13 protein-coding genes are annotated in these 11,510 nt (G+C 66.9%); 12 read left to right on the top strand and 1 reads right to left on the bottom strand.

Annotated features, from left to right (window positions below):
* Positions 1 to 63: 63 nt before the first annotated feature.
* Positions 64 to 810 (top strand): bifunctional 1-(5-phosphoribosyl)-5-((5-phosphoribosylamino)methylideneamino)imidazole-4-carboxamide isomerase/phosphoribosylanthranilate isomerase PriA, encoded by a 747-nt coding sequence (gene priA, locus ACWAUG_RS05205; protein WP_460801710.1) that lies wholly within the window; start codon positions 64 to 66, stop codon positions 808 to 810.
* Positions 794 to 1,579 carry an SseB family protein gene (locus ACWAUG_RS05200; RefSeq protein ID WP_298040534.1) on the top strand — a complete coding sequence of 262 codons (786 nt, stop codon included), beginning with the start codon at positions 794 to 796 and terminating at the stop codon, positions 1,577 to 1,579. Before priA ends, ACWAUG_RS05200 begins: the two co-directional genes overlap by 17 nt.
* A gap of 71 nt (positions 1,580 to 1,650) precedes the next feature.
* Here the strand turns inward: ACWAUG_RS05200 and ACWAUG_RS05195 are convergent, their stop codons facing one another.
* The gene (locus ACWAUG_RS05195; RefSeq protein ID WP_460801802.1) at positions 1,651 to 2,037 is read right to left on the bottom strand and encodes a DUF1844 domain-containing protein; all 387 of its coding nucleotides are present in this window, start codon (positions 2,035 to 2,037) and stop codon (positions 1,651 to 1,653) included.
* 244 nt (positions 2,038 to 2,281) lie between these two features.
* On the opposite strand from ACWAUG_RS05195, the gene infC reads away from it, so the two are divergent.
* From infC to pheT, 10 genes are all read left to right on the top strand, one after another.
* On the top strand, positions 2,282 to 2,926 hold the full coding sequence (gene infC, locus ACWAUG_RS05190; protein WP_366938984.1) for a translation initiation factor IF-3: 645 nt from the start codon (positions 2,282 to 2,284) through the stop codon (positions 2,924 to 2,926).
* A gap of 73 nt (positions 2,927 to 2,999) precedes the next feature.
* The gene (gene rpmI / locus ACWAUG_RS05185) at positions 3,000 to 3,197 is read left to right on the top strand and encodes a 50S ribosomal protein L35 (protein ID WP_147037565.1); all 198 of its coding nucleotides are present in this window, start codon (positions 3,000 to 3,002) and stop codon (positions 3,195 to 3,197) included.
* A gap of 32 nt (positions 3,198 to 3,229) precedes the next feature.
* Positions 3,230 to 3,616, top strand: coding sequence for a 50S ribosomal protein L20 (gene rplT / locus ACWAUG_RS05180; protein WP_298040293.1), 387 nt, complete (start codon positions 3,230 to 3,232; stop codon positions 3,614 to 3,616).
* Between the two features lie 81 nt (positions 3,617 to 3,697).
* Positions 3,698 to 4,510 (top strand): TrmH family RNA methyltransferase, encoded by an 813-nt coding sequence (locus tag ACWAUG_RS05175; RefSeq protein ID WP_298040295.1) that lies wholly within the window; start codon positions 3,698 to 3,700, stop codon positions 4,508 to 4,510.
* Positions 4,511 to 4,625: 115 nt separating this feature from the next.
* Positions 4,626 to 5,375 (top strand): amino acid ABC transporter ATP-binding protein, encoded by a 750-nt coding sequence (locus tag ACWAUG_RS05170; protein ID WP_298040297.1) that lies wholly within the window; start codon positions 4,626 to 4,628, stop codon positions 5,373 to 5,375.
* A 32-nt stretch (positions 5,376 to 5,407) separates the two neighbouring features.
* The gene (locus tag ACWAUG_RS05165; RefSeq protein ID WP_460801707.1) at positions 5,408 to 6,310 is read left to right on the top strand and encodes a glutamate ABC transporter substrate-binding protein; all 903 of its coding nucleotides are present in this window, start codon (positions 5,408 to 5,410) and stop codon (positions 6,308 to 6,310) included.
* A 64-nt stretch (positions 6,311 to 6,374) separates the two neighbouring features.
* Positions 6,375 to 7,031 (top strand): amino acid ABC transporter permease, encoded by a 657-nt coding sequence (locus ACWAUG_RS05160; RefSeq protein ID WP_460801706.1) that lies wholly within the window; start codon positions 6,375 to 6,377, stop codon positions 7,029 to 7,031.
* Positions 7,028 to 7,939 (top strand): amino acid ABC transporter permease, encoded by a 912-nt coding sequence (locus tag ACWAUG_RS05155; protein WP_460801704.1) that lies wholly within the window; start codon positions 7,028 to 7,030, stop codon positions 7,937 to 7,939. Before ACWAUG_RS05160 ends, ACWAUG_RS05155 begins: the two co-directional genes overlap by 4 nt.
* An 11-nt stretch (positions 7,940 to 7,950) precedes the next feature.
* Entirely contained in the window at positions 7,951 to 8,991 is a 1,041-nt protein-coding gene (gene pheS, locus ACWAUG_RS05150) for a phenylalanine--tRNA ligase subunit alpha (RefSeq protein WP_298040304.1), read from the top strand.
* On the top strand, positions 8,991 to 11,495 hold the full coding sequence (pheT, locus tag ACWAUG_RS05145; RefSeq protein ID WP_298040306.1) for a phenylalanine--tRNA ligase subunit beta: 2,505 nt from the start codon (positions 8,991 to 8,993) through the stop codon (positions 11,493 to 11,495). The genes pheS and pheT overlap by 1 nt, the downstream gene beginning before the upstream one ends.
* Positions 11,496 to 11,510 lie beyond the last annotated feature (15 nt).

Below are 11,510 nucleotides of genomic sequence, written 5' to 3'. Positions count from 1 at the left end.
CCGCCGGGCTAGTCTCGGATTCCGTGCACCTCGATCGGCGCACTTCACCCACCTGAGGATGACATGAACGATTTCGCGTCCACGCCCAAGCTCACCCTTCTGCCGGCGGTCGATGTCGCCGGCGGCCAGGCCGTCCGTCTCACGCAGGGCGAGGCCGGTTCCGAGACCAGCTACGGCGATCCGTTGGATGCCGCGGGCGAGTGGGTCGACCAGGGAGCCGAGTGGATCCACCTCGTCGACCTCGACGCAGCCTTCGGCCGTGGCAACAACACGGCGATCCTGCGCAAGGTCATCAAGCAGTTCAAGGGTGTGAACATCGAGCTCTCGGGCGGCATCCGCGATGATGCGAGCATCGAGGCGGCCCTGGAGAGCGGCGCGAGTCGCATCAACCTCGGCACCGCGGCGCTCGAGAACCCCGAGTGGTCCGCCGATGTGATCGCACGCTACGGCGAGGCCGTGGCGGTCGGTCTGGATGTGCGCGGAACGACGCTCGCCGCCCGCGGCTGGACGAAGGAGGGCGGCGACCTCTGGGAGGTGCTCGCCCGCCTCGAAGACGCCGGCTGCAGCCGGTATGTCGTCACCGACGTCACGAAGGACGGCACGCTCCGCGGCCCGAACATCGAGCTGCTCCGCGAGGTGACTGCACGCACCCCGAAGCCGGTCATCGCCTCGGGCGGCGTCTCCAACCTCGATGACATCGCCGCTCTCCGAGAGCTCGTGCACCTGGGTGTCGAGGGCGCGATCGTCGGCAAGGCCCTCTACGCGGGCGCGTTCACACTGGCCGAGGCCCTGGATGTCGCAGGGGACTGACGCCTGCGACCATGGCAACCACGGCGATTCCGCCGGGGTGCCCTGGGAAGGGCGCAGCTTCGAACCGAATCCGCATTCAACGGATGACGGCTCGGCCGACCCTGCGCTGCTCGACGCGCTGACGCGCTTCCGCGCGGGTTCCGGGAGCCAGGCGGAGGTCGTGGACGCCTTCCGCGGAGCACGCGTTCTCATCCCCCTGATCGCCGAGCGCGGCGATGAGGGCGTGGGACCCACGGGCCTCCTCGTCGACAAGACGCAGGAGCTGTCGATCGTGACGGTCGCTGCGCCGGATGGGCGCACGGTGCAGCCCGTGTTCTCGTCGGTGGAGGCCATGCAGGAATGGGATCCGAAAGCGCGGCCGATCCCGGTCGAGGCGGTGCGTGTCGCACTATCGGCGTCTTCAGAGGGCACCGACCTCATCGTTCTGGACCCGACGAGCGAAACCGAGTTCGTCATCCGGCGTCCTGCGGTCTGGGCCCTGGCCCAGGGGCAGTCGTGGGAGCCGAGCTTCCTGTCTCCCGAGGTCTTCCTCGCGCTGCAGGAGAGCATCGGGCACGAGTTGGCCGTGATCGATGTCGCGGTCGCAGCAGGGGACCCGGATGCTCGTCTGCACGGCCCGGAGCTGGTCGTGATCCTCGACCTCGCGGATGGGCTCGAGCGTGAGACGCTCGATGCCGTCCTGGCCCGTCTCGCGCAGCGCTGGGCGGCAGACGATCGTATCGCCGTGCTCGCGGACTCGTTGACGGTGAAGCTGCGCCGCGCAAGCTGACGTTGATCTGCAGAACAGGGCTCATCCCGAGGGATGAGCCCTGTTCTGCAGGTCGGGGGCGTCGAGGCCCGTCAGTTGACCGGGCCGGTCCACTTCTCGCCCGGACCCTTGCCGATCGGGTCGGGAATGGCGGATGCTTCGCGGAAAGCGAGCTGCAGCGATCGCAGGCCGTCGCGCAGCGAGCGCGCATGCATGTCGCTGATCTCGGGCGCGCCGGCCGTGATGAGCCCGGCGAGGGCATTGATGAGCTTTCGCGCCTCGTCGAGGTCGAGCTCATTGTCGGGGTCATGGGCGAGGCCCGTCTTCACGGCCGCGGCGCTCATGAGGTGCACGGCTGCGGTGGTGATCACCTCGACGGCGGGAACGTCGGCGATGTCGCGGGTGGCCGCCGCTGCGGCCTCCTCCTGCTGCTGCCAGCGCTCGTGGCGCTCGTCGGGGGTGTCATCCTGATGCGGAATCGTCACTTTGCCTTGCCTTCTGTTAGACTTTGTCGGGCTTCGGAGCGTCGTGCTCCGAACTGAAAGAGGATTCACTTCCCACCCGCGCTTGCCGTTCCAGGCTACCGGGTCTTGCACTCCGCCGGTTCCCGCCGGCAGATCGGACGATGTCCGGTGGTCAGGGTGCGAAGCCGATGTCTGAGCGTCGGCGGGTGTGGGGCGATTCCGATTTCGCCCGTGATGCAGTCAGCGTCGCGGAGGCCGAATCCCATCGTCTAAGGAGCTCCGCATCAGCGATCCCCGTACCAATGAGCGCATCCGCGTCCCCGAGGTCCGCCTCGTCGGCCCCGCGGGTGAGCAGATCGGCGTCGTCCGCATCGAGGCCGCGCTGCGCCTTGCGCAGGAAGCCGATCTCGACCTCGTCGAGGTTGCCCCCAACTCGAAGCCGCCCGTGGTCAAGATCATGGATTACGGCAAGTTCAAGTACGAGGCCGCCCAGAAGGCGAAGGAAGCTCGCCGCAACCAGGCGAACACGATCCTCAAGGAAGTCCGCTTCCGCCTGAAGATCGAGGCGCACGACTACACGACGAAGCTCAAGCGCGCCGAGGGCTTCCTGAAGTCGGGCGACAAGGTCAAGGCCATGATCCTGTTCCGCGGCCGTGAGCAGCAGAAGCCCGAGCAGGGCGTTCGTCTGCTGCGCAAGTTCGCCGAGGACGTCGCCGAGTTCGGCACGGTCGAGTCGAACCCCACGATCGATGGTCGCAACATGGTCATGGTCGTCGCGCCGCTGAAGAACAAGTCCGAGGCGAAGGCCGAGCAGAACGCCGTGCGCGATGCGCAGCGTGCTACCAAGCAGGGCGCCCGCAACGACAGCTCGGCCGGAGAGGCCGAAGCCGCACCGGCGGAGTGACACCCGCCCCGAAGACTCCCGCACTGCGGGCTGACAACGTCGCCTGAGAAGGCGCCATACGAAGGAAGAGAAGATGCCGAAGCAGAAGACCCACTCGGGTGCTAAGAAGCGCTTCAAGCTCACCGGTAGCGGCAAGCTGAAGAAGCAGCAGGCAGGGATGCGCCACAACCTCGAGCACAAGTCGAGCCGCCGCACCCGTCGTCTGAACCAGGACCAGGTGCTGTCGAAGGCCGACTCCAAGGTCGCCAACAAGCTTCTCGGTCGCGGCTGAGCGCCCGAACGCACGAATAGGAATACAGGAAAATGGCAAGAGTCAAGCGGGCGGTAAACGCCCACAAGAAGCGTCGCGTCATCCTCGAGCGCGCCTCCGGCTACCGTGGTCAGCGTTCGCGCCTCTACCGCAAGGCCAAAGAGCAGGTCATCCACTCGCTGGTCTACTCGTACCGTGACCGCCGCAAGCGCAAGGGCGACTTCCGTCGTCTGTGGATCCAGCGCATCAACGCTGCTGCCCGCCAGAACGGCATCACGTACAACCGCTTCATCCAGGGCCTCGGTCTTGCCGGTGTCCAGGTCGACCGTCGCATGCTTGCCGAGCTCGCGGTGAACGAGCCCACGACTTTCGTGGCCCTCGTCGAGGTCGCCAAGAAGGCTCTGCCTTCGGACGTCAACGCTCCGAAGTCGGCTGCGTAAGCATCCTTCACAGAAATGGGCGTCTCCCTTCGGGGAGGCGCCCGTTTCCGCATTATCGGGCATCATCCCTAGACTGAGAACGTGCTGGAGAATCCTCGATCCCCGCGAGTCCGTGCCGTCGCCAAGCTGTCCAAGCGCAGTGCGCGGACGGAGCGCGGACTGTTCCTCCTCGAAGGACCGCAAGCGGTTCGCGAGGCGTTGGGCTACAGCCCAGATGCCGTCGTCGAACTGTTCGCGACGAGCGCGGGGTGGGACCGGCACATCGATCTGCACGGCGCCGCGCGGGCGAACGGCATCGAGGTCGAGTTCGTCACGGACGACGTCCTCGGCGCCATGGCGGATACCGTCACCCCGCAGGGCGTCATCGCCGTGGCACGGCAGACGCCCGTTTCCGTGGCGGACATCTTTGCGGAGCGCCCTCGTCTCGTCGCGATCTGCGAGGAGATCCGCGATCCGGGGAACCTCGGAACGATCATCCGAGCGGCGGATGCCGCGGGTGCCGACGCCGTGATCCTGACGGGACGCACGGTCGATCCCTACAACCCGAAGGTCGTCCGATCGACGACCGGTTCGCTCTTCCACCTCCCGATCGCGGTGGGTGCGGATCTCGACGACGTCGTGCGCCGTGCGCATGAGGCCGGATTGTCGATCCTCGCAGCCGACGTCAAGGGCGATGACCTGCTCGCGGCTCGGGCCGAGGGCGTGCTGTCCGGCCCGACCGGTTGGTTGTTCGGGAATGAGGCCCATGGCCTGGAGGATTCCGCGCTGGAGCTGGCCGACCATGTGCTGCGATTGCCGATCTTCGGCAAGGCCGAGTCGTTGAACCTCGCGACGGCCGCGAGCGTTTGCCTGTACGAGAGCGCGTTCACTCAGCGCGCCGGCGATGCGGGCTGAGTCCGTTCCGCTGATCGCCGCGCGTTGATCGAGACAGCTCGCCTCTCGGTTACAACTCGATAACCCGCATGGGCTGACTCTGGCCCAGGGGGCCTCGTGCTCCTATGGTGGGGGCATGACCGAGACTGGTGCACCCCTTGTCGTCGTCGACAACGTCCAGAAGCACTACGGCGATTTCCAGGCGCTGACCGATATCGACCTCACGGTCAATCGCGGCGAGGTCGTCGTCGTGATCGGGCCGTCGGGCTCGGGCAAGTCGACGCTGTGCCGAACGATCAACCGTCTTGAGACGATCACGAGCGGATCCATCACGATCGACGGCGCGGAGATCCCGGCCGAGGGCAAGGCGCTGGCGCGTCTGCGTGCCGATGTCGGAATGGTGTTCCAGTCGTTCAACCTGTTCGCGCACCTGACGATCCTCGAGAACGTGACGCTCGGACCGATCAAGGTGCGCGGGCTGAAGAAGGCGGATGCCGAGAAGGAGGCCCACGAGCTGCTGACGCGCGTCGGGGTCGACCAGCAGGCGTCGAAGCTCCCCGCCCAGCTCTCCGGCGGCCAGCAGCAGCGCGTCGCGATCGCGCGTGCTCTGGCGATGCATCCGAAGGTCATGCTCTTCGACGAGCCGACCAGCGCCCTTGACCCCGAGATGATCAACGAGGTCCTCGATGTGATGGTGCAGCTGGCGAAGGAGGGCATGACGATGGTCGTCGTGACCCATGAGATGGGCTTCGCGCGCAAGGCGGCGGATCGCGTCGTCTTCATGGCCGACGGCCGCATCATCGAGGAGGAGACGCCGGAGGAGTTCTTCACGAACCCGAAGACCGACCGCGCCAAGGACTTCCTCTCCAAGCTTCTGACCCACTGACCCCTGCACGACAGCACATGAAGGAGACGGACATGCGACGCACACGGACACTGGCAGGTCTTGGGATCGCCGTAGCGGCAGTACTCGCGCTGACGGGCTGCAACAGCGGTACCCCGACGGACCCGGGCAGCGGGGGCGGCGACGACGGCGGCGATGCCGGAGCGATCTGGGAGGTCGCGACCGACGTCTCGCTCGAGGGCAGCCCGACGTTCGACGCCATGACGAAGCGCGATGGAGTGATCATCGGGGTGAAGGAGGATCAGCCGGGGCTTGGATATCTCGATGTCACGACCCAGGAGCGCAGCGGTTTCGACGTCGACATCGCACGGTGGATCGCCGCCTCGCTCGGCTTCGACGAGAACCAGATCGAGTACAAGCCGATCGCATCCGCGAACCGCGAGCAGGCGATTGTGAACGGCGAGATCGACTACTACGTGGGCACCTATTCGATCAACGACAAGCGCAAGGAGCTGATCGACTTCGCCGGCCCGTACTTCATCACCGGTCAGGGACTGCTGGTCGCGGCTGACGCCGAAGACGCCGAAGCCATCGAGGACTTCAACGGCAAGACGGTCTGCTCCGCCACAGGATCCACACCGATCCAGAACATCAAGGCGAACTTCCCGGAGATCACGACGGTCGAATACGACCTGTACTCGGCGTGCGTCGAGGATCTGCTCAACGGCAAGGTGGATGCCGTCACCACCGACCAGGCCATCCTGATCGGCTATGCGGCGCAGTACCCCGATGAGATCAAGGTCACGGGCGGCCTGTTCACCGAGGAGCGCTACGGGGTGGGTCTCGCCAAGGGCGACACGGTTCTGCTGGATCACATCAACGCGCTGTTCACGGATGGCGGTACGACCTGGCAGGCCATCTTCGACAAGAACCTGGGATCGTCCGGCATCACGGTCGACCAGCCTGTCGTCGACTGATCGCGCGCAGGGGGTGATCCGGTAGTCGGATCACCCCCTCAAAAACTCGGAAGGGGAGGATGACGTGGACGTCATCTTCGGCAACCTCGACCTGTGGGGCGAGGCGATCACGAACACGCTGCTGGTATTCCTCGGCGGCGGCGTGATCGCGCTGGTGCTCGGGATCATCATCGGTGCCATGCGGGTCTCGCCCGTGCCGATAGCCCGCGGTGTGGGCACGGTGTACGTCAACATCGTCCGCAACACCCCTCTCACCCTCATCTTCTTCTTCTTCGTCTTCGGGTGGGCACCTCTCGGGATGCCCAACCTCGATAACACGGTGCTCGGGATCATGGCGATCGGCATCTACACGGCGACCTACGTCGCCGAGGTCCTGCGCGCCGGCATCAACACCGTTCCGGTCGGACAGGCCGAAGCAGCGCGAGCAATCGGTCTGCCCTTCGGTCAGGTGATGACCCTCGTGGTGCTTCCGCAGGCCTTCCGCTCCGTCGTCCCGCCGATGATGAGCGTCTTCATCGCCCTGCTGAAGAACACCACGGTCGCCGCGGGCTTCTCCGTCGCAGAACTCGCTGCGCTGCGCGCCACCATCTACGACGGCGCCGACCGGCCCGGAAACCCCATGGAGGTTCTCCTCTGGGTGGCCGCCGTGTTCGTGGTGCTGGTGCTCGCGCTGAGCGTCGTTCAACGAAGACTCGAGAACCGATGGAGGATCGTGCGATGACTTCCGTGCTCTACGACGTCCCCGGCCCGCGTGCGGTTGCGCGCAACCGCATCATCGCCGTGCTGACCGTCGTCGTGGTCGTCGGGCTCATCGGGCTCATCGGCTACCGTTTCTGGGACTCCGGACAATTCTCCGCGTCGAAGTGGTACGTGTTCAGCTTCAGCACCGTGTGGGAGCAGATCCTCACGGCGCTCGGCAACACGCTCGCCGCCTTCGCGCTGGCCGCCGTTCTCAGCCTGCTCCTCGGCTTCGTCCTGGCGATCGGCCGGCTCTCCGAACATGCGTGGGTGAGCGTGCCGGTGATGCTGATCACGGAGCTGTTCCGCGCGATCCCCGTTCTCGTGCTCATGATGATCCTCTTCTTCGGACTCCCGGTCGTCGGAGTCAAGATGCCGTCCTACTGGGCAGTGGTCATCGCCTTGACGGTCTACAACGGATCCGTGCTGGCAGAGGCGCTGCGCGCGGGAATCGAGTCCTTGCCCCGCGGGCAGAAGGAGGCGGGTTACGCGATCGGGCTCCGAAAGAGCGGCGTGATGGCGTTCATCCTGCTTCCGCAGGCGGTTCGGGCGATGCTGCCGGTGATTGTCGCGCAACTCGTCGTGACGATGAAGGACACGGCGCTCGGCTTCATCATCACCTACCCGGAGCTGCTCTACTACGCGAAGCTCCTCAGCAGTCAGCAGGGGCGTCCGCTGCTGCAGTCCGCTTTCGTCATCGGCGGCATCTACATCGTGATGTGCCTGCTCCTCTCCGGTATCGCCAAGTGGCTCGAAGTGCGCACACGCCACTCGCCCAAGCTCAAGGCGCTCGCCGCAGATCAAGCCGCCGTCATGCACGAGGGCACCGATACCGAACTGATCGCCGCCCAGATCCCCCCGGAGGAAGGCGCACAGGGCCCACGCCGGTAGACTCTTGTCTCGTGTCTGATGCCCCTGAAATCACGCCCGAGGCGGTGGAATCCGCCGTCGCCGCTGCGCTCGCCGCGATCGGTGCCGCCGCCAGTACCGCAGAGCTGAAAGCCGCTCGCGCGGCACACGTCGCCGAGGGATCGCCGCTGGCCGTGCTCAACGCGTCGATGCGCCAGGTGGCGCCCGAGCACAAGGCGGCCTTCGGCAAGCTCATCGGGCAGGGCCGCGGCCAAGTGACCAAGGCTCTCGCCGCGAAGGAGGCCGAGCTCGCCGAGGCTGAAACCGTCGCGCGCCTCGAGGCCGAGCGCGTCGACATCACTGCCGTCTCGACCCGCACGCGCGTGGGGGCGCGGCATCCGCTGCCCCTCCTTCAGGAGGAGATCTCCGACATCTTCGTCAGCATGGGCTGGGAGGTGGCCGAGGGCCCGGAGCTCGAGCACGAGTGGTACAACTTCGATGCGCTCAACCTCGATCCCGATCACCCGGCGCGTCAGATGCAGGACACGTTCTACGTCGACCCGACCAGCCGCCACCTCGTGATGCGCACGCAGACGAGCCCCGTGCAGATGCGCACCATGCTCGATCGCGAGGTTCCGATCTACATCGTCTCGCCCGGCCGCGTGTTCCGCACCGACGAGTACGACGCCACGCACCTGCCTGTCTTCACCCAGGTCGAGGGCCTCGTGATCGACAAGGGCATCACGATGGCCCACCTCAAGGGCACGCTCGACCACCTCGCACGCCAGCTCTTCGGAGCCGAGGCGAAGACCCGCCTGCGCACGAACTTCTTCCCCTTCACCGAGCCGTCCGCCGAGTTCGACCTGTGGCACCCGACCTTCACCGGCGGTGCGCGCTGGATCGAGTGGGGAGGCTGCGGAATGGTCAATCCGAACGTGCTCCGCGCGGCGGGCATCGACCCGGAGGAGTACAGCGGCTTCGCCTTCGGCATCGGCGTCGAGCGCGGGCTCATGTTCCGCAGCGACGTGCAGGACATGCGCGACATGGCAGAGGGCGATATTCGATTCAGCGAGCAGTTCGGGATGGTGGTGTGATGCGCGTCCCGCTTTCGTGGTTGCGTGAGTACGTCGACATGGCAGCGGATGCCACGGCGGAGGACGTCTTCGCGTCGCTCGTGTCCGTCGGCTTCGAGGAGGAGGAGCTGCACGGCTTCGAGCTCTCCGGCCCGGTCGTGGTCGGCCAGGTGCTCTCCTTCGAGGAGGAGCCACAGAAGAACGGCAAGACCATCCGCTGGTGCCAGGTCGATGTCGGCGAGGAGAACGGCGGCATCCGCGGCATCATCTGCGGTGCGTCGAACTTCGCCGTCGGCGACAAGATCGTCGCGACGCTGCCCGGCGCGGTGCTGCCCGGCCCGTTCCCGATCGCCGCGCGCAAGACCTACGGTCACGTCTCTGACGGCATGATCGCCTCGGCCCGCGAGCTGGGGCTCGGCGATGAGCACAACGGCATCCTGATCCTGTCGAGCATCGGCGTCGATGCCCCCGTCGGCACCGACGCGATCGCGCTCCTGGGCCTGGATGACGAGGCCGTCGAGATCAACGTCACGCCCGACCGCGGCTACGCGTTCTCGATTCGCGGCGTCGCCCGCGAGTACTCGCACGCCACCGGCGCGGACTTCCGCGACCCGGCCGAGCACGAGTGGATCGACGTCGAGCCGGGCACCGGCTTCTCGCTAGCGGTCGACGCGGAGCCGATCCGCGATAGCAGGGCCGTGCAGGAGTTCGTCGTGCGGGTCGTGCGCGATGTCGACCCGTCGCGTCCGACTCCGCCGTGGATGGTGGCGCGCCTGTCGCTGGCCGGCATCCGCTCGCTGGGCATCCTCATCGACATCACCAACTATGTGATGCTCGAGCTCGGCAACCCGATCCACGGTTACGACCTCGACACCCTGCAGGGCGGTATCACCGTCCGCCGCGCCGCGGCGGGTGAGAAGCTGACGACGCTCGACGGGCAGGAGCGCTCGCTCCATGTCGAGGACCTGCTCATCACCGACGAGTCCGGCCCGATCGGCCTCGCCGGCGTCATGGGCGGCGGCACGACCGAGATGACGGATGCCACGCGCAACGTCCTCGTCGAGGCGGCCATCTTCGATCCGATCTCGATCGCGCGCACCGCTCGTCGGCACAAGCTGCCGAGCGAAGCGTCCAAGCGCTTCGAACGGGGCGTGGACCCGCTGATCCCGTTCGCTGCGGCCAAGCGCGTCGCGGACCTCATGGTCTCGCTCGCCGGCGGAACGCTCGACACCGAGCTCGGCGGAGCCCTGTACTCCGACGTCGAGATCGACGGCATCGATCTGCCGGCCGAGTTCGTGCCGAACCTCATCGGCGTCGACTACACCGACGAAGAGATCGTCGGAGCACTCGAGACGATCGGCGCGGAGGTCGCCGACATCGCCGAGGGCTGGCAGGTCATCCCGCCCAGCTGGCGCCCCGATCTCACCGACAAGTGGACACTCGCCGAGGAGGTCTCCCGCATCCACGGGCTCGACCGCATCCCCTCGATCCTGCCGGTCCCTCCGGCCGGCCGTGGTCTCACCCCGCTGCAGCTGGGTCGCCGCCGCGTCGCGAATGCGCTGGCTGCGTCCGGCCTCGTCGAGACCCCGACGTTCCCGTTCACGACCGACACGCTGAACGACCTGCACGGATCCTCCACGGGGGAGGAACTGCCGAGCATCAAGCTTGCGAACCCCCTCGACGGGCAATCGCCGTTCCTGCGCCGCTCGCTCATTCCGACGCTGCTGCCGACCGCTCACCGCAACATCGCACGCGGGCTGACGGATCTCGCGATCTTCGAGATCGGCGCTGTATTCCTTCCCGAGCCCGGCGTCGCCTACGGTACGGTCGATGTGCCGCCTCTGGGCGAACGTCCCTCGGACGAGAAGCTCGCCGAGCTGAACGCATCGATCCCCGCGCAGCCACGGTTCCTCGCCGCGCTGTTCACCGGCAACGTGACCCCGCGCCAGCCGGGCCGTGAGGCCGAGGCATACGGACTCAGTGAGGCTCTTGACACGGTGCGCGTGATCGCCGCTGCGGCCGGCGTCTGCATCGAGGTGGTGCAGACGCAGCGCGCGGCCCTCCACCCGGGGCGCGCGGGCCTGCTCACCGTGGACGGCCGTGAGGTCGGCTACGTCGGCGAGCTGCACCCGAATGTGTCGGCGGATGCCGATATCCCGGGGCGGGCGATCGTGCTCGAGCTCGACCTGGACGCTGTGCTCACCGCCGCCGGGGAAAAGGTCGTCGCAGCATCGCTCTCGCGCAACACCGCGGCCACGCAGGATGTCTCGCTCGTGGTCCCCGCAGAGGTGACCGCAGCCGAGCTGCAGGCTGCTCTCGTCGAGGGCGCCGGCGACCTGCTGGAGTCCGTGCGCCTCGTCGACGACTATCGCGGCCAGGGCATCGAGGACGGGCGCAAGAGCCTGACGTTCGCGCTGCGCTTCCGGGCATCCGACCGCACCCTCACCGCGGCGGAGGCGACCGAGGCGAAGCTCGCCGGCGTCGCCGTGGCGACCGAGCGGTTCGGGGCGACGATCCGCGACTGATCGTCTCTTCCGCGC

The sequence above is a fragment of the Microbacterium sp. GXF6406 genome (assembly GCF_054798215.1).
Note: the sequence above shows the minus strand (reverse complement) of the source record. Positions and strands in the feature narration are given on the sequence as shown.